This window comes from Spirulina subsalsa CS-330, assembly GCF_028330765.1.
GTDB lineage: Bacteria > Cyanobacteriota > Cyanobacteriia > Cyanobacteriales > Spirulinaceae > Spirulina > Spirulina subsalsa_A.
Window position 1 is genome coordinate 1 of record NZ_JAQMTY010000135.1, and the last position, 17,639, is coordinate 17,639.

The window sequence follows — 17,639 nt, forward strand, 5'->3', positions numbered from 1 at the left end:
ACATTCAGTGGACGTTAAACAGATGCTTGTGGAGGGGAATCTGGACGGGGTTTCAAGACAGAGATGACTTGAGACTAGACAAACCCAATGAAGCAAGAATCCCCCGTTATAATCTTTGATTTAACGGTGGGAGTGTCAATCCTCAGGGAATCATGGGCAAGCGATCGCCCTCGCGGGCCAACTTCTCCACATCCCCACCACAATCGTCATGCCCACCGATGCGCCCCTAGTGAAACAGGCAGCCGTGCGGAGCTATGGCGCGGCGATCGTACGGTATGACCGCGCCCAGGAAAACCGCGAAACGATCGCCCAGCAGCTTCACGAAACCCAGGGCGCGACGCTGATCCCACCGTTTAACCATCCCGACGTGATCGCGGGGCAGGGGACGGTGGCGCGGGAATTGATCGAGGCGGTGGGATCGTTGGATCTGCTGCTGGTTTGTTGTGGGGGTGGCGGGTTGCTGTCGGGCTGTGCGATCGCCACGAAGCACACCCTCCCCCATTGTCGAGTGATTGGCGTGGAACCCGCCGCCGGGGATGATGGGGTGCGATCGTTCCACAGCAAAACCCTGCAAAGCGTGGCAAATCCCGACACGATCGCCGATGGGGCGCGTACCCCCAGCCTCGGTGATTTAACCTTTCCGATCATTTTGGCCCACGTCGATGACATGGTGAGCGTCACCGATGCGCAATTGCTCGATACCCTGGTGTACCTCTGGACGCGCTTAAAATTGGTGATCGAACCCACGGGCGTTTTGGGAGCGGCGGCGTTGCTCCATGGGGTTGTGCAAGCTCCGGGTCAGCGCGTCGGGGTGATTCTCAGTGGGGGCAATGTGGATTTGGCTGCACTTTTGGGTGTGTTAGCTCCCCGGTGAATCGGGGGGAGTGGGGGCATCTCGCTGATGAGGTTGTTAGGGATTGATCCCCAAGACTTGGGTCACAATCTGCTCAGGAGACAGAATTATCCTGTATAATCAAAAATTGCGTGTTTACTATTTCTGCTCGGATCAGGTTCACACCATGAAACGCGATCGCACGCGACCTGTACGGCCACACTAACAAGGAAACCCCATGACCTACGCCATTATCGAAACCGGCGGCAAGCAACTTCGTGTTGAGCCGGATCGCTTCTATGACATCGAACTGCTCCACGTCGATGCAGGTGAGAGCGTCTCGATTGACAAAGTTTTATTGATTAACGACGACGGCGACGTGCAGGTGGGGCAGCCCCATGTGGACGGCGCGACCGTGGAAGGGACGGTGTTGCGTCACTATCGCGGCAAGAAAGTGATTGTCTACAAAATGCGCCCCAAAAAGAAAACCCGCAAAAAACGCGGTCACCGTCAAGAAATCACCCGCTTGATGATTAACTCAATTTCGATCAATGGGACAGCGATCGCCTCCGGCAGCGGTGAAGCCGTCACCCCCGAAGTGGTCGAAACCGAAGCCTAAACCCCAGAACGCTGCACCCTAACGTAAAATCAAACCAATCCCCCACCCTTTGGAGATCTCACCATGGCACATAAGAAAGGTACTGGTAGTACACGGAACGGACGCGACTCAAACGCCAAACGCCTCGGCGTTAAACTCTACGGCGGTCAAGCGGCCAAAGCCGGTAACATCATCGTCCGGCAACGGGGCACGCGCATCCACCCCGGCGAAAACGTCGGACGTGGCAAAGATGACACCCTCTTTGCGCTGGTGGATGGCGTGGTGACCTTCGAGCGTCGCGGTAAATCTAAGAAAAAAGTGAGCGTTTATCCGGCCTAGGGAACGGTTTGAACCCTTCCCCGTCTGAATATTCACCCCCCAAAGGGACAGCCATCGGGTTGTCCCTTTGTTGTGGGGGGGGAACGCCTCAAAGGCTCGATGTCCCACGTTAAAATGGGGGGATGTGGCCCCTTGGGTTCAGTTTTGATAGCGAGTGATAACTTAAACGATGCGTATTTCTCAAGCAATCCGGAGATTCGGTTCCCACGTATTAGCCTTACTCGTGGGCAGTCTGCTGGCCTTTGGGACGGTGCGGGTGTCGGCTTCCAATGCTGGCCCAGCCCCTGAAACGGCGGCTGCCCCTGCCCCTACCACCCTGCTGGCTCAGGACACCTCCGCACCATTGACTGGGCGGCGCAGTTTTGTCACCTCAGCGATCGCCCGCACCGGCCCCGCCGTGGTGCAGATCAACATTGCCCGCACGGTGGAAAATCGCCTGCCCCCCATGATGCAAGATCCCTTTTTTCGGGACTTTTTCGGGGATCAATTTTTCCAACAAATGCCCCAGGAACGGCGGATCGAAGGCCAGGGATCGGGCTTTATTATCGATCGCTCTGGGGTGATTTTGACCAATGCCCATGTGGTGAGCGAAGCCGAAGAAGTGAATGTGACGCTCCAAGATGGGCGCGAGTTTGAAGCGTCGGTGTTGGGGACAGACCCGGTGACGGATTTGGCGGTGGTGAAGATTAGCGATCGCGTCAGTGACCTCCCCGTTGCCCCCCTGGGAAATTCCGATGTGCTAGAAGTGGGGGATTGGGCGATCGCTGTCGGCAGTCCCGGCGGTCTGAGTAACACCGTCACCCTCGGCATCATCAGCACCCTCGATCGCCCCTCCTCCCAAGTGGGCATCCCAGACAAACGCCTTAACTTCCTCCAAACCGATGCCGCCATCAACCCCGGCAACTCCGGCGGCCCCCTCCTCAACGGCAACGGCGAAGTCATCGGCATCAACACCGCCATCCGCGCCAACGCCATGGGCATCGGCTTTGCCATCCCGATCAACAAAGCCAAAGAACTCAAAGACATTCTCGCTGCCGGGCGCGACGTGCCTCACCCCTACGTGGGTATTGAAATGTCCGACATCACCGCCGCCCAAGCCCAACGCAGTAACGCTGATCCCAATTCTTCCTTTGCCCTGCCGGAGGTTGATGGGGTACTCGTGCAGCGTGTGATGCCCAACGCCCCCGCCGCCGAAGCCGGCTTACGGCGTGGGGATGTGATCATCGAAATCGACGGCCAGCGCGTCACCCAAGGCCTAGCAGTCCAGAACATTGTTGAGAAAAGTGGGATCAATGCCCGACTCCGGTTTAAAGTGCGTCGCGGCAACGAAACCCTGACGATCACCGTCCGTACCGCCCAACTCAGCAGCTAAATCGAGGGGCTTGCGCCTGTGTCTTTTGACAGAATATTCCTCGTTCGCTCATCTTCCGGATGGGCGATTTTCATCGTCAGACAATGCGGTAGGGTAGACTACGTTGATGCTTTGTACTTCCACCACTTATGGATGCCACTTCCCTGGCTCATGCAGACTACTCCCTCGATCATGACCACTTTCAATCTGTACTGAGCAGTACCCAAAACCTGCTGATTATTCAAGATCTCGATGGTGTATGTATGCCCCTCGTCAAAGATCCCCTCAATCGTCACATTGATCCCGACTACATCACCGCCACTGAAGCCTTTGATGGGCATTTTTATGTGTTGACCAATGGGGAGCATCTGGGCAAACGGGGGGTCAATGCGATCGTGGAGCGGGCCTTTGGGGCTGATCAGTCGGTAAAAGCGGCGGGTCATTATCTCCCCGGTTTAGCGGCGGGGGGCGTGCAGTGGCAAGACCGTTGGGGCACGGTGAGCCATCCGGGGGTGAGTGACCCAGAGTTAGCCTTTTTACAAGGAGTGATTACGGCGATGGAGCAACGCTTGCGCGTGGTGTTGCCTCGCTTGGGGGTGACGCGGGTGGAGTCCTTAGTGGCGGCTTCGGTGTTGGATAATGTGGCATCCCCCACGGTCAATTTAAATCTGGCCTATGAACTGGTGGGCGATTATTATCCGGAACTGCAAGCCGCGATGGATCGCCTCATGGCAGAGTTGCTCAATGATGCCCAGGCTAGCGGTCTGAAGGATTCATTTTTTGTCCATTACGCCCCAAATCTGGGTCAAGATCAGACGGGTAATGATATTTTGCGCCCGGCGACGACGACGGATTCCGGGACGACGGATTTTCAGTTTATGGTGCGTGGCGGGATTAAAGAAGCCGGGGTTGTGGCGCTGCTGAATCGTTACTATCACCAGCAGTTTGGGCATTATCCCTTGGGGCCAGAATTCAATGTGCGCCAAGCACCGGCATCATTGCCGGAGTTGCAACGTTTGATTGTGGAGCATTTTGATCCGGAGAAAATGCCGTTACTGGTGGGGGTGGGGGATACGGTGACGAGTCGAGTCACGCCGAACGGGGTACAGCGGGGGGGGAGCGATCGCAACTTCCTGCAACTGATCCACAACATCAGCCAAGCCACGGAACAGCCTCACCTCACGGTCTATGTAGACAGTTCTCGCGGCGAAGTCAAGAACCGCAAGGCGTTGAAACTTGCCACCCTTGAAGGCGTTGAACAAGTGGTCGAAGGCCCCGGCGATCTTGAGGATCACAACGATCCCCTGCGGTTAAACATGGCGTTTCCCGGTGGCTACAAGCAATATACGGCCTGCATTAAAGCGGCAGCGAAACACCGCACCCGGTAAGGTACAGCAGTGAACAAATTCGTTAGGACAGGCAAGGGGCTTTAAGCCCCTTGTTCCAGAGTTCCTGAATGTCCTAACTGCCCTGGCTCTTGTATACGTCAAACTTTCAAGAGATTCTCAAACCCTTCAGGGGAGCTGGAAGCCGCGACCCTTGATCACTTCGGGTTGGGAAATTCTAAGCCGGGGCGGGGTTCTGTTTCCGCCAAGCTGGGGGGGATTTTAAACCCCACGGTATCGTTGAGAATCGCGTCGGTGATGCTCATCTGTGCCGTCCTTGCTCCGGTCAAATTTGCGCCTTGGAGATTCGCCGCGTCAAACTCGCTCGCCGTCAAGGTCGCGCCCACCAGATTCGCCCCGCGAAAGTCGCTGTAGGTGCAGTTTGTCCCCGTTAAATCGGCGGATCGTAAATCTGCCTCGGCCAAGGTTGCCCCGATCAGCACTGCATTGGTGATCCCCGTTTCTCGGAGCACGGCTTGGCGAAAATTGGCTCCACTGAGATCGCTACGATTCAGGAGTGACCTGTAGAAATAGCTGGTTTCGGCGTTCACACCGATCAATGTTGCACCGTTGAGAATCACGGTTTCTACTTTGGCCTGCCGTAGGTCTGCATCACTGAAATTTGCCCCGGATAAGTCGCTCATGTTCAAATGGGCGCGGCGTAAATCTGCCCCTTGCCAATCACTGCGCTGACCTTTGATTTGCCCTAAACCAGAACTCCGCCAATCGGAATTTGCTAACGTTGCGTCGATGAAGGTTGCCCCGGTAAATGTGCTGTCGCGGGCGATCGCACCTTGCAAATTCGCCAGCGTCAACACGGCACTATCAGCGATCGCCCCGACAAAATCAGCCTCGGCAAAATTAGCACGAGTAAAATTAGCCGCCTGTAGATCAGCCCGGCGCAACGTTGCCCGCTCAAAGGTTGCCCCCGGAGCTTGGAGCAGGGCCAAATTCGCATCGGTTAAATCGGAGCCGAACACATTCCCCCGCAACAATGTTGCGCTCGATAAATTCGTCCGTAACAGTGTTGCACCGGCGAGTTTCACCCCGTCAAGGTTGGCGTTGTTGAGGTTGGCATCGGTGAGAATCGCGCCGTTTAATTGGGTAGCCACCCCACGCAGGCGGAGGGCTTCGCTGCGGAGGCGATTAAATTCCGCCAGTTCGGCAGCGTTACCGGGTTGCTCGACGATTTCGGGATCAAGGGTGGCTTGGAGGGCATCATAGGCCGCTTGTGCGTCTGGGCTAATCTCGCCCTCCCAGGTTTCATCACCCAGGCGATTTTTTTGTAAGAATTGGGGATCAATTGCGTCAAGATTGATGCCGTCGATCATCAGGGGGAGTGAACGGGTTTCGGGGGTGAGGTGGGGATTGAGGCGGGCCGATCGCAGATTCGCGCCGGTTAAATTTGCGCCGTTGAGTTTTGCGCCGCGTAGGTCTGCCCACTGGAGGTTAGCGTTTTGGAGGTTCGCCCCTTGGAGATCTGCCCCCTGCAAATCAGCGCGACGGAGATCGCAGCCGGTGCAGTCCTTGGTGGTGAGGAGGCGATCGCGGGGGTCAATTTCTGCCACGTCCTGAGCAACGGTAGGATGACCCAACGCAACGAGGCTGAATCCGAGACTGGTGAGCAGGAGCCACGATTTGAGAGGGTGAGGGCTGAACATGAATCGTTGGGAGGGTTAGGACTGGGCAGCAGTGGGATCGCAGACGAGAGGATCGGGGGCAGGTTCCAGGGTCGGGGGCAGTTCGAGGGGAATTTCGCCGAGATCGCCGCGCCGAAAATCATTGAGCAGGAGCACGGCGACCCGTTCGGTGTCACCGAGATAGCGGGCGTGGGCGAGGCGATGAAGATAGGCTTCGCCGTTGTCATTTTCGACGGCGACGGAGTAGCGATCGCCCAATACCTCTTCCATTGCCAACGCTTTCAATAAATCCACCATCCGCTCCGCCACTTTTTCATTGTTATAGGCGGCCTCGCCAATATCTTCACAGATGGCGAGTTTGATCGCATCGTCTTGGTTGTCGAGTTTCCAGGGAATCACCCCCGGTGCATCGAGGAGTTGAATTTCATCGGAAATTTTCACCCATTGCAGTTGCCGCGTCACACCCGCCCGCCGCGCACTTTTCACCGCTTTCCGGTTCACCAGTCGATTAATTAAGGCGGATTTGCCCACATTGGGAAAGCCAATCACCACCGCTCGGACGGGGCGCGATCGCATCCCGCGCTGCAAGCGACGCTCATTCACCGCGACCCCCACCGTCTGCGCCGTTTTCAAGACCGGGCGGAGTCCCTTCCCCTGTTTAGCACTCGTCCAATACACCACCTCTCCTTGGGTCTTAAACCAGGTTTCCCAGGCTGCTTTCAAGGGTTTCGGAATCATATCCACCCGATTGAGCAAGAGAATGCGGGGCTTCTCCCCGATCCACTCGGCGACATCGGGATGCTGAGACGCGAGGGGGATGCGCGCATCAAGCACCTCAAACACCACATCCACATGTTTAAGTTGTTCTTTAAGTTGGCGTTCGGCTTTGGCAATGTGGCCGGGATACCACTGAATCAGGGGAGGGCTGTTACGCATAATCAGGGAGAAATAGGCAGCGATCGGGCATGGGCATAGTCTAAAAATACCAGGGAAGCCATTAGACTTCCCTGGTATTCATGGGGATTCAGGGTCTAGGGATGTGGTCAGACCCGCGCTGGAGGCGATTCCTACACCAACGTCGCCATTTTGACTTCGTTGCTATCGAGAATCGCTTGTAACTCTTCGGAGTCCACGGTTTCTTTTTCCACCAGCACTTCGGCAAGTTTGTCGAGAACGTGGCGATTGTCGGTGAGCACTTCTTTGGCGCGATCGTAGGCACGGTCTACCAGTTTACGCACCTCTTCATCAATCACCGCCGCAGTCTCATCGGAGAAATCCCGATCCGACGCAATATCACGACCTAAGAAGACATTCCCAGATTGACGACCCAAGGCGACGGGGCCCAGTTGGTCACTCATGCCGAAGCGTGTCACCATCTGGCGGGCTACCCGTGCCACCTGTTGTAAATCGTTGGATGCGCCGGTGGTCACTTCTTCTTCCCCGAAGATGATTTCTTCTGCGATCCGACCGCCCAGGGCCACAGCCATCTGATTTTGCAGGTAGGAGCGGGAGTAAAGACCGGAATCCATGCGGTCTTCGCTGGGGGTGAACCAGGTGAGACCACCGGCACGGCCACGGGGAATGATGCTGATTTTTTGCACCGGGTCATAGTCAGGCATCAGCGCACCGACGAGGGCGTGACCGGCTTCGTGGTAGGCGACGAGGGTTTTGCGTTTCTCGCTCATGACCCGGTCTTTCTTCTCCGGCCCGGCCAGGACGCGATCGATCGCATCGTTGACTTCGTCCATGGAAATCTCGGTCAGGTTACGGCGAGCGGCGAGAATCGCGGCTTCGTTGAGGAGGTTGGAAAGGTCGGCTCCAGTGAAGCCAGGGGTACGGCGGGCGATCTTGTCGAGATCCACATCCTTAGACAGGGTTTTACCACGAGCGTGGACATTGAGGATCTCGCTGCGGCCCGCGTAGTCGGGGCGATCCACCACCACTTGGCGGTCAAAACGACCGGGACGCAACAGGGCCGCATCCAGCACATCGGGGCGGTTGGTGGCGGCGATGATGATGATGCCGGTGTTGCCTTCAAACCCGTCCATTTCCGTCAGGAGTTGGTTGAGGGTTTGTTCCCGTTCATCGTTCCCGCCGCCCAGACCTGCGCCCCGGCTGCGACCCACAGCGTCGATCTCATCGATGAAGACGATACAAGGGGCGCTCGCTTTGGCTTGCTCAAAGAGGTCACGGACGCGGGATGCACCGACCCCGACGAACATTTCCACGAATTCCGACCCGGAGATGCTGAAGAAAGGCACACCGGCTTCACCGGCGACGGCACGGGCGAGGAGGGTTTTCCCGGTTCCGGGCGGGCCGACGAGGAGAACCCCTTTGGGGATTTTCGCGCCGATGGCGGTGAAGCGATCGGCATTTTTGAGGAAGTCCACCACTTCGGTGAGTTCGAGTTTGGCTTGTTCGATGCCAGCGACATCACCAAAGGTGACTTGGGTTTGGGGTTCCATTTGGACGCGGGCTTTGGATTTCCCGAAGTTCATCGCTTGGGAGCCGGGGCCGCTAGAGGCACGCCGCACGAGGAAGAAGAGACCAATCAGCAAGAGGGCCGGCACAAAGAGGCTGCTGAGAACGCGGAACCACACGCCGTCATCTTTGGGGGGTTGAACGGCAATATCAACATTATTTGTGGTGAGGATGTTGATCAGTTCGGGGTCATTGGGCAGATTGACGAGCACCTGTGCGCCGTCTTGGGCGGTGACGAGGGCTTGGGAGCGATCGGAGGAGAGTTTAATCGTTTCGATCTTGCCGGTTTGAACTTCTTGGATGAGGCGGCTGTATTTCCAGACTTCTTTGCTTTCCCGGGGGCTGTCGAAGAGGGCCGAGCCGAGGGCGAGCAGGACGATGACGAGGAGAACGTACAGTCCCGCATTACGCCATTTTTTGTTCTTGCTGTTGTTCACGCGATTGAACTCCTAATAGATGAATGTGCGATGCAGAGAGAGGGCTACGAGGCAGAACGGGCCGTCGTGGGAAGTTAGTACGATGTTAAATCGGGTTTTATGGGCAATTGCATAGTTTATATATTAACTAATGTTAACGTTTCTCAGGAAGTCTTGACTAGGGTTGGGGGAATTGTGGTGGGAGAAGGCGCGATCGCACCTTACTCCCACCACAAGAAAACGGTGCTAACCCGTAGCACCGTTTTCGGCAAATTAACCAATTGAGACCCATTGCGTTAAACCTTGGGGCTTAGGCTTTTTTCGCGTGCTTCTTCGCTTTGAAAATCGAGGTTACCGCTACGATGCCCCCCAGGATGGTTCCCGGTTCTGGGGTTGATTCCGTTTCCTTGGGCGGCTGACCCGGCGTATTCGGCACGGGCGGGGGAACAGCGGCAAAATCACCGGACATCCCGACGGTATCGTTAGAACATTCTGCCATCACATGGGCAATCCAATTCAACTCACCACCGGGCAGCAAGGAACGCGCAAAGCTAAAGCCCAATACTTCCGCCCCATTTTGTCCCCCTTGGCTTCCAAAGTCGAGACCCATGCCACTGAGGGTGGTTTTGTCCAAAACGGTGATATCACCCACCTTTGTCCCGGAACTCAGCACATTTTGACCGTGGCTGCCGAGATAGCCTTGAGCCTCTGCCGTGCTCATTCCGTCAATGAGTTCTACCTGACCGCGGTTGCGACTCACGTAGTTGTTGTAGTCGCTGTAGCTGCTCCAGCCGGAGTTGGTTTGGGTCACGTTCATCGTGGAAATGCCACTGTAGATCCCCGTTTCACCAGCAGCAATGCCGGAATCATTGGTAGCGGCAAAGCGAATCCCCAGAACACTTCTAGCAGCTTTCGAGTCGGTGAAGTTCTTACTCGGATCGAGGTTGAGGAACATATCACCCCAGCCAATATTGCCGTCCGCAGCACGGGAATAAGAGCTGCCATTAATCCCAAAGTTGGCGTTGAAGGCAAACGTGACGGTATCTTCATTGGCGGTGTAAGCCATGCCAAAGGCTTCGTAGTGGCTGTTGAGACCTACTCCGTATTTGTTGGTTGTGCCGAACAATAGTCCGGTTCCATCTGCGCTCGAATCCATGCCGTAATTCCAACTGAAGGCTTGGGCGGCTTGGGGGGCGGCGATCGCAGCACTGGCGACGGCTAACCCGGCAATTAAAAGAATGCTTTTGCGTTGAACATTCATAACATACTCCCAAAATCTATAGCTCAAAAATTCTTTAGTCAACGCTACACCCAATGACGTTGCTTTTACACTCACCTAAAATCCTCTTGGATCGTGACAAGAGATACTTACATCTCAATATCAGGCTTCTGACTTCTCAATAGTAATCTGAATTGTTTCCGTGGTGTCACACCCATTGGGTCACTTTACAAAATCTTGATTAAACGAGATTTCTTGTGTGAAGTTTTGACGAGGACAGTACAACTCAAGACCCCGTATATTTACGGACTTAAGCTGTTTTATTCCGAAAAAATACTGAGAACCGTGTGGGGTTTTTCTATTTGGGAACCCCTGCGGTTAACACTTCATTCCCACTCGCCGTAACCAGCACATCATCTTCAATGCGTACCCCAATCCCGCGCCATTCTGCCGGGATTTCCGGCTGGCCTTCGGCGGGTTTGATGTGGGGGCCGATGTAGATGCCGGGTTCGACGGTGACGAGGTTGCCGGGTTGGAAGCTGTACCACTGGTCTTCGGTGACTTTGTAGGGGCCCGCGTCGTGAACATCGAGGCCGAGCCAATGGCCGGTGCGGTGCATATAGAAGGGTTTGTATTTTTCTTCGGCGATTAATTCATCAAGATCGCCTTGGAGGAGTCCAAAATCAAGCAGACCTTGGACGAGAACACAGACGGCGATGTCGTGAAAGCTGTTGTAGGGGTTGCCGGGTTGGACTTCGGCGATCGCTTTTTCCTGAGCGGCTAAGACTAATTCATAAATCGCCTGTTGTTGCTTCGTGAATTGCCCATTCACCGCAAATGTGCGCGTAATATCAGCGTTGTAATACTGGTAGGAACCCCCCGCATCAATCAGCAGCAAATCGCCCTCTTGAAGCTGACGATTGTTCTCGATGTAGTGGAGAATACAGGCGTTTTCGCCCCCCGCCACAATGGACGGATAAGCCGGGGTCATGCCGTTGCGGGCGAAGATATATTCAATTTCGGCTTGAACTTGGTATTCATAAACACCCGGTTTTGCCATCTCGCGGGCGCGATTGTGGGCGAGGACGGACACATCAGCCGCGTGGCGGAGGGTGTTGAGTTCGGCTTCAGTTTTGACAACGCGGAGGGGATGGAGGATGAAATTAGTATCTTCGATGCCGGTGGGGCCATAACCGTTTTTGGCGAAGAGACGGATACAGCGTTGCCAGTGGCGGAGAATGGTGTGGTTAAAGGCTTCATCGCGGCCGAAGTGGTAGTAAAGGCGATCGCACTTCGCCAAATACTGCGGTAAATGCTCGCTCAATTCGCCGATGGGATAGACCACATCCGCGCCGTATTTTTCCTTAGCCGCCTCAACGCCGGTAATATAGCCCGTCCAGGTTTCTTGATCGGGGTCTTTGGGTTGCACAAAAAGGATGTAGCGGTGTTCCTCATGGTGAGGCGCGAGGACAGCGACGGCGTTGGGTTCGTTAAACCCGGTGACGTAGTAAAAATCACTCTCTTGGCGAAAGGGATGCTCCACATCATTGTGCATAACGGCCAGGGGCGCACTGCGAAAAATTGCGGTTCCTTGGCCAATTTTCGCCATGATGCGATCGCGACGGTGCTGATATTCGGCGGCTTCAATCATGAGCAAAATCTGGTTAGGGTGGAAAGAGAGAGAGAGCCAGACATAAGCCGGATTCTGTTCTGAGGACGGTTATCTATCTGGGAGATTTGTTACCAAATCCCTCAAGCGGTTCTCCAAAAACGGGACGGGAAAAAGACCAACCCTACTCCCTGCGACCTTGCTCCCGACCGGGGTTTACCGAGCCAACACCTCTCGATGTTGCTGGTGCGCTCTTACCGCACCTTTGCACCCTTACCAGTTCTCCCTAATCAAAACTAGGTCAAACGGCGGTATGTTTCTGTGGCACTATCCTCACGCTCGCACGCACTGGGCGTTACCCAGCAAGTCTGGTCTTTCGGGAGTCCGGACTTTCCTCAAGCCTTCTCAACGGAAGACTTGCAACCATCTCGCTGACTCTCTCCCCATCTAGTTTAGAGTTAAACCTCAACAGACGGATTGAGTTGGGCAGAAATTTGGTCTAAATTTTCCTGGACAATGCCCTGCATCGTGGCGGTGAGGTGGTCAATGGTGGCGGTGCGATCGCGCTGATAGTCCGCCAGATAATCCGCCAAATTAATCGGATCACCCACCTTCACATAGGCAAAGCGATCGCCTTTCGGTTTCGGTCGGTCAATATTAAACACCTCCCGCTCCAACCGGGTCAAGGTATCTAAAAACCGCTCCGGCGTAGGCACAGCCGCCACATAGCCATCATAGAGCGAGTCAAAATTCAACAAGCGCACTGTTCCCCGATAAATGCGGCGGTGTTCTGGGCTGGGGTTTTCCTGTTCTTCGACGATCGCTTGCACCCGGTAGACACGCTCGCGCAGGGGGAGACTGGGCATCGGTTCGAGACCGATTTCTTGCTCGCAGATCGTCAACATTTGGGCGCGAATTTGGGCGATGCGATCGTTTAAACTCCCCTCCAATTCATGGCCAAAATATTCCTGCTCAAACTGTCGGGATACCGCCTCTCCAATGCCTCGTAACCGAGGGTAGAAATTGAGATCCGGCGGCGTAATTTTCAGGGCCGTTTCTAAGCCAATTAACGACTGTTCAATCACCCAATTCATCGGGCGCGTGTAGTAATATTTCACACTCACCGGCAGCAGGTAAAAGTTAGGAACGGTTTTCGTTTTTTTAATAATCCGGGCCATGGCCTGCATTGCTAGTTGCACCGCACCGGGTCGGAAGGTCATCACCGTATCATTTTGAAACGAGCAGCCCCCTTCTGGAAAAATTACCAGACGGCAGCGGGCCTGGGTTTCGAGTAATTTCAGCGTGTAGGCGATACTGGTGCGATCGCCCACTCCCCGTTTAATCGAATAGGTTCCTAAATATTGCATCAGCTTGGTTTGCCAGCCTTTAAAATTCGCATAGGCCGAGAGAAAGTGAAACAATTCCCCCGCCCGCGTCGAGAGTAGAAATAACACAATCGGATCATCAAAGGTGGGGTGATTGGGCATCAGGATGACGCGATCGCCCCGCAGGGCTTTCAGTTTCGCCACATCCTCAATACTGACCCGCAACCGCATTTGATACTTCCACCAGGCCAACGGATAGGACAGGCTTTGAAAGAGGCGAGTGAAAAGGGGATTTTGGCGATCGGGGTAAAAGTCAGGGGCAGTCATGGATTTTGCAAACAACACCACTTTGACAGTAGAGGGCAGAGAGAGACGCGATCGCCCCCTCTGTGACAGTTATTCTTCCTCCTCGGTCACCGCTTCACTCTGCACATCAACCGTCAACTCTCCCAATTCTTCCACTGCCTCATCTATCTCTTCATCATCGAGTTCATCCGCCATCCATGCCGCAAACTGCTCAACCACATCCTGTTTTGTAAACGCATCATTCCCATCCCAGTGGGCTTTTGCTTCCATCGTGCGCATCGCTAATGCGATCGCTAAACTATCGATCCCATCTTCATAAAAATTGGCGGGTAATTCCTCAAGTAACGGACTTTTAGCAGGGGTATTTTCTTCAAGATATGCGGTTAAGGCTTCACTGCGCTGATCCCAATCATCAGGATACTGGGCGGTAATGGCATCCATGTCCGCTTCCATTTTGGCAATGTCCGGGATATAGATATCATCCCGATTTGCAAAGAAGTGATCATAGGGCGCGGCAAGTAGTTCTTCGGTGTCGGGTTGATTGGCATCAAAAAGTTGATTCACGAGGCGAACTCGCTCTAAGGTCGCCACGCGCCGATTAATCCGTCGATCAAAAAAGAGGATCGCTTCTGTGGCACGTTGAAAGGATCGCAAATCGATGACCATTTCCGTCTCATTCGGAAAAAAGAAGTCACCAAGAATGATCGGGCGATGTTCTTTCGGGATTTTTGAGTACGGGATATCAAAGTGAATTTTTTTGGCTTCGTGTTCATACATCCAACGCCAGCGTTTGAGCGGTTTTTCGTAATAGACACACCGCAGTTTTTTAAATGCTCCTAATACGGTTTTTTGTTTGCTGATGCGATAGTAGAGCCGGATGGGTTGGCTAAATTCACCGGTACGAGTGACGGTGAGGAGGCGTTTTTCATTGTTGGTATTGGACAGTAGGGGTAAATTCATGGGCGATCGCATCTAGGGTTCACGTTCAGAATACAGTTTACCGAAGGTGGGCCAGTGCCGCGATCGCGTCCCGAATTTAATAACAGTATTTTCCGTCTTTGTCGGGTTTGGGTTGGTTGGTTCCTTGGCGCATGGCTCCGAGCATGGTGGAGAGAATCACGCAGCGGCGCAAAATTTGGGCATCATTGGCAGTGGGGGCGTGGACTGACTTTAAACTGAGACGGCCTTTAACGTGGGGAGCTTCAGTACACATATCTTCGGGCTGGGACACGGGGCAACCGTGGGGATTGAAAATGATCCGCCAGGTGGTGATGCCGTCGATCGCATCGCGTCGGAAGGTGGTTTCGTTTTCGCCGCGTCCGTTGGTTTGATCCACAAGGATGGAGGAGTCGAGACGGTTCCAGAGGGCGGAGTTTTGCCAAAGGTTGGGGGGAACAAAGTGATCCGGATCGGCGGGGTGGGTGATGAATTCGACGTGGGTGGGGGTTTGGCGGATGCTGATTTGTTGGGAGATGTGGCGGTAGCGGGCGGTTTCGTGGGCGATTTTGAGGGTGCGAAAGAGGCGATCGCTCCCCTGGTTTAAGCGTTGGCGTTGCACAAATCCCAACCAGGTCGCACTCACCAACAGCCCTAAAATACCAAGCAAGACGATAACGACGAGGAGTTCCACCAGGGTAAACCCTTGATCTGATTGGGTGTTCACAGGTTTTCAACCGGTTAGCGGGACAGTGCGCGGAAGATTGCCAGAATGAGCAATCTATATTCGGTGAATATTTTGAAAGAGTGTATCACCCTCTACATTAGCGAGGGGACTTCGCTCGGTATTGTTGTAATGGTTACAGTGTGGCATGGAAAGGCGTAGGGTCTCGCCGTTGATGGGTGTTGCCCCAGAACTGAACAGGTTAAACAGATGAGGGGAAAGCCGGTGCGAATGTCATGCTGTTGGGGAACTGCCACGGTGCAAGATAGTTTACGACTCTGGGGCGACAATGCGAATTGAGCAAGTGCAGGCATTTTTAGCCATCGTCAAGACGGGTAATTTTGGTCAAGCGGCGCGGGATTGTGGCATTACCCAATCGACGATTAGCCGCCAAATTCAGGCCCTAGAGTCGGAGGTGGGGTTACCGCTGTTTCATCGCAGTAATCAGGCTAAGTTGACCCTGGCGGGGGAGCGATTTTTACCGAGGGCGCGGCGCGTCTGTCAGGAGTGGCAGGCGGCGATCGCAGAACTCACGGAGTTACGGGAAGGCAAACAGCCAGAGCTTTGTATTGCGGCGATTCATTCGGTTTGTTCCCATTATTTACCGCCGATTTTGCAGCAGTTTTGTCGGGTGTATCCGGAGGTGCAGTTACGGGTGACGGCCTTGGGGAGCGATCGCGCCCTGAAAGTCCTGCGGGATAACCTCGTAGATTTAGCGATCGTGATGAATAATCGCTTTTTAACCACCTCCCCGGAAATTGTCGTGGATGTGCTCTACGAAGAATCCGTCGAAGTCCTCATGGCCGCAAGCCATCCCCTCGCCCAATATGCCACCGTGCCCTGGTCGGAATTGGTGCGCTATCCCCAAGTGGTGTTTAAAGATGGCTATGGGATGCAGCGGCTGGTGCAAGAACGGTTTCATCAACTGGGGGCAGAACTTCAGGCTGTGCTCGAACTCAACACCCTTGATGCGTTTCGGGGCGTGGTGCGTCAGGGGCAATTAATCGCCCTGTTGCCCCATTCCGCCCTCGTGGAAGTGGGCAATGATCCGAGTTTGGCGGTGCGATCGCTCGCCTCCGATGCGATCGCCGCACCCTCTCCCGTTGGCCTGACCTTAGCCGATGACCACAGCCTGACCCGGCAAGTGGTATGCGTCACCACCCAAGACCGCCTCAGCATTCCCCCGATCGCCTATTTCCGCGACTTGGTACAACAGTCCTTAGCCCATCCCCTCCCCTCGCACCATCAACCCCACCGATCGCCCCTCACCGTTGCAGGTTTAGAATGATTCCTTGCAACATTTGAATCACAAGCACCACACCAAATCGGGGTTAACTGTACAGTGGAAAGAAGCCCCATCGTCAGTAACAGCACCCATGAGCGTAGCGTTTCGTGCCCTTCTCAAAAAAGTCGGAAGCGGCCCCCATACCAGTAAAGATTTAACCCGCCCCGAAGCTGCCGACGCTGCCCGGATGATGTTAACCGGGGAGGCAACACCGGCCCAAATTGGGGCATTTTTAATCGCGCATCGGATTAAGCGACCCACCTCAACGGAATTAGCCGGGATTCTCGATGCCTATGATGCCCTCTGTCCGCCGTTGCCGGATTTGGGACTGGGGCAACCCTTGGTGATTTTGGGAACGCCCTACGATGGGCGATCGCGCACGTTACCAGTGACGATTTGCACGGCGTTGATTCTCTCGGCGGCGGGCGTGCCGGTGTTGCTCCATGGTAGCGATCGCCTTGCTACCAAATACGGGCTGCCGGTGCTGACCACATGGCAAGGGCTGGGCCTGGATTTTACCGGCCTCGATCGCGCCCAGGTGCAAACCCTGTTAACAACGACAAATTTCACCTTTTTCTACACGCCGCACCATTTCCCCCAAACCCAAGCCCTCAACGACTACCGCGACCAAATCGGCAAGCGGCCCCCCTTGGCGACGGTGGAGTTAATGTGGACACCCTACGCGGGGGCGGTGCATGCGGTGGCGGGGTTTGTGCATCCGCCGACGGAGCAGTTTATTCAGGGGGCGCTGGCGTTGCGGGGCGTGACGCACTATACATTGATCAAGGGCTTAGAGGGGAGTTTGGATCTCCCGTGCGATCGCACCACCATCCTCAGTTACAGCGATCCGGGTCAGACCGCCCCGACCCGCTACAAACTCCATGCCCGTGATTATGGCTTTGGGGGGACAGAATGGCCCCTGACCACGGAAACAGAGGCGATCGCTCAACTCCACCACATCCTGCACGACCCGGAAACCGCTGATCTCCGGGCGGTGATCTGGAATGGGGGCTTTTATCTGTGGCGGTGTGGGCGGTGTGACTCCCTTGAAGCGGGCTTTGTGGAGGCGCAGCGTTTATTGCTCTCCGGGGCGGTGCGATCGCAATTCCACACCATCCAAACCTGTCTCCAAACCCTATCCGCCTAACCCCGGCGCATCAACCCTCAGCCCATCCCCCTTAATCCCGACTGCT

At 55.0% G+C, this 17,639-nt stretch carries 14 protein-coding genes, 1 other RNA gene and 1 pseudogene; 7 read left to right on the plus strand and 9 right to left on the minus strand.

Annotated elements, in window-relative coordinates:
• Nucleotides 1–139: 139 nt before the first annotated feature.
• The 5 genes and pseudogenes from PN477_RS08950 to stpA form a co-directional block, all read left to right on the plus strand.
• Nucleotides 140–874: pseudogene (locus PN477_RS08950) on the plus strand (pyridoxal-phosphate dependent enzyme); the annotation flags it as partial.
• A 196-nt stretch (nt 875–1,070) separates the two neighbouring features.
• Nucleotides 1,071–1,451: a 50S ribosomal protein L21 gene (gene rplU / locus PN477_RS08955; protein ID WP_272118416.1), complete on the plus strand. Its 381-nt coding sequence runs from the start codon at nt 1,071–1,073 to the stop codon at nt 1,449–1,451.
• Nucleotides 1,452–1,514: 63 nt separating this feature from the next.
• A complete protein-coding gene (gene rpmA, locus PN477_RS08960) occupies nt 1,515–1,769 on the plus strand; it encodes a 50S ribosomal protein L27 (RefSeq protein ID WP_072620314.1) in 255 nt (84 codons plus the stop codon).
• Nucleotides 1,770–1,938: 169 nt separating this feature from the next.
• Nucleotides 1,939–3,141 carry an HhoA/HhoB/HtrA family serine endopeptidase gene (locus PN477_RS08965; protein ID WP_272118418.1) on the plus strand — a complete coding sequence of 401 codons (1,203 nt, stop codon included), beginning with the start codon at nt 1,939–1,941 and terminating at the stop codon, nt 3,139–3,141.
• 128 nt (nt 3,142–3,269) lie between these two features.
• The gene (gene stpA, locus PN477_RS08970; RefSeq protein WP_272118420.1) at nt 3,270–4,508 is read left to right on the plus strand and encodes a glucosylglycerol 3-phosphatase; all 1,239 of its coding nucleotides are present in this window, start codon (nt 3,270–3,272) and stop codon (nt 4,506–4,508) included.
• Nucleotides 4,509–4,663: 155 nt separating this feature from the next.
• Here the strand turns inward: stpA and PN477_RS08975 are convergent, their stop codons facing one another.
• The 9 genes from PN477_RS08975 to PN477_RS09015 all read right to left on the minus strand — a co-directional run bounded on the left by PN477_RS08975 (nt 4,664) and on the right by PN477_RS09015 (nt 15,164).
• On the minus strand, nt 4,664–6,166 hold the full coding sequence (locus tag PN477_RS08975) for a pentapeptide repeat-containing protein (protein WP_272118423.1): 1,503 nt from the start codon (nt 6,164–6,166) through the stop codon (nt 4,664–4,666).
• Nucleotides 6,167–6,181: 15 nt separating this feature from the next.
• On the minus strand, nt 6,182–7,081 hold the full coding sequence (gene ylqF, locus PN477_RS08980; protein ID WP_272118425.1) for a ribosome biogenesis GTPase YlqF: 900 nt from the start codon (nt 7,079–7,081) through the stop codon (nt 6,182–6,184).
• 131 nt (nt 7,082–7,212) lie between these two features.
• Entirely contained in the window at nt 7,213–9,063 is a 1,851-nt protein-coding gene (gene ftsH3, locus PN477_RS08985; protein ID WP_072620318.1) for an ATP-dependent zinc metalloprotease FtsH3, read from the minus strand.
• Nucleotides 9,064–9,352: 289 nt separating this feature from the next.
• Complete coding sequence (locus PN477_RS08990; protein ID WP_272118428.1) at nt 9,353–10,303, minus strand: XDD3 family exosortase-dependent surface protein; 951 nt, start codon at nt 10,301–10,303, stop codon at nt 9,353–9,355.
• Between the two features lie 316 nt (nt 10,304–10,619).
• Nucleotides 10,620–11,912 (minus strand): aminopeptidase P N-terminal domain-containing protein, encoded by a 1,293-nt coding sequence (locus PN477_RS08995; protein WP_272118429.1) that lies wholly within the window; start codon nt 11,910–11,912, stop codon nt 10,620–10,622.
• Between the two features lie 28 nt (nt 11,913–11,940).
• Nucleotides 11,941–12,309, minus strand: an RNA gene (rnpB, locus tag PN477_RS09000) — RNase P RNA component class A.
• Nucleotides 12,310–12,328: 19 nt separating this feature from the next.
• Nucleotides 12,329–13,522 carry a 1-acyl-sn-glycerol-3-phosphate acyltransferase gene (locus PN477_RS09005; protein ID WP_272118432.1) on the minus strand — a complete coding sequence of 398 codons (1,194 nt, stop codon included), beginning with the start codon at nt 13,520–13,522 and terminating at the stop codon, nt 12,329–12,331.
• Nucleotides 13,523–13,591: 69 nt separating this feature from the next.
• Nucleotides 13,592–14,461, minus strand: coding sequence for a hypothetical protein (locus PN477_RS09010; RefSeq protein WP_272118434.1), 870 nt, complete (start codon nt 14,459–14,461; stop codon nt 13,592–13,594).
• Between the two features lie 76 nt (nt 14,462–14,537).
• Nucleotides 14,538–15,164: a prepilin-type N-terminal cleavage/methylation domain-containing protein gene (locus tag PN477_RS09015; protein ID WP_272118436.1), complete on the minus strand. Its 627-nt coding sequence runs from the start codon at nt 15,162–15,164 to the stop codon at nt 14,538–14,540.
• Nucleotides 15,165–15,450: 286 nt separating this feature from the next.
• On the opposite strand from PN477_RS09015, the gene PN477_RS09020 reads away from it, so the two are divergent.
• The gene (locus PN477_RS09020) at nt 15,451–16,449 is read left to right on the plus strand and encodes a LysR family transcriptional regulator (protein WP_272118438.1); all 999 of its coding nucleotides are present in this window, start codon (nt 15,451–15,453) and stop codon (nt 16,447–16,449) included.
• Between the two features lie 88 nt (nt 16,450–16,537).
• Nucleotides 16,538–17,593, plus strand: a complete 1,056-nt coding sequence (locus PN477_RS09025; protein ID WP_272118439.1) for an anthranilate phosphoribosyltransferase family protein — start codon at nt 16,538–16,540, stop codon at nt 17,591–17,593.
• Nucleotides 17,594–17,639: the final 46 nt, after the last annotated feature.

Coding starts and splice junctions, on each gene's coding strand:
- rpmA (WP_072620314.1), top strand. CDS start 1,515: ATGGCACATAAGAAAGGTACTGGTAGTACACGGAACGGACGCGACTCA.
- ylqF (WP_272118425.1), bottom strand. CDS start 7,081: ATGCGTAACAGCCCTCCCCTGATTCAGTGGTATCCCGGCCACATTGCC.
- PN477_RS08975 (WP_272118423.1), bottom strand. CDS start 6,166: ATGTTCAGCCCTCACCCTCTCAAATCGTGGCTCCTGCTCACCAGTCTC.
- PN477_RS08995 (WP_272118429.1), bottom strand. CDS start 11,912: ATGATTGAAGCCGCCGAATATCAGCACCGTCGCGATCGCATCATGGCG.
- stpA (WP_272118420.1), top strand. CDS start 3,270: ATGGATGCCACTTCCCTGGCTCATGCAGACTACTCCCTCGATCATGAC.
- PN477_RS08990 (WP_272118428.1), bottom strand. CDS start 10,303: ATGAATGTTCAACGCAAAAGCATTCTTTTAATTGCCGGGTTAGCCGTC.
- PN477_RS09020 (WP_272118438.1), top strand. CDS start 15,451: ATGCGAATTGAGCAAGTGCAGGCATTTTTAGCCATCGTCAAGACGGGT.
- rplU (WP_272118416.1), top strand. CDS start 1,071: ATGACCTACGCCATTATCGAAACCGGCGGCAAGCAACTTCGTGTTGAG.
- PN477_RS08965 (WP_272118418.1), top strand. CDS start 1,939: ATGCGTATTTCTCAAGCAATCCGGAGATTCGGTTCCCACGTATTAGCC.
- PN477_RS09025 (WP_272118439.1), top strand. CDS start 16,538: ATGAGCGTAGCGTTTCGTGCCCTTCTCAAAAAAGTCGGAAGCGGCCCC.
- PN477_RS09005 (WP_272118432.1), bottom strand. CDS start 13,522: ATGACTGCCCCTGACTTTTACCCCGATCGCCAAAATCCCCTTTTCACT.
- PN477_RS09010 (WP_272118434.1), bottom strand. CDS start 14,461: ATGAATTTACCCCTACTGTCCAATACCAACAATGAAAAACGCCTCCTC.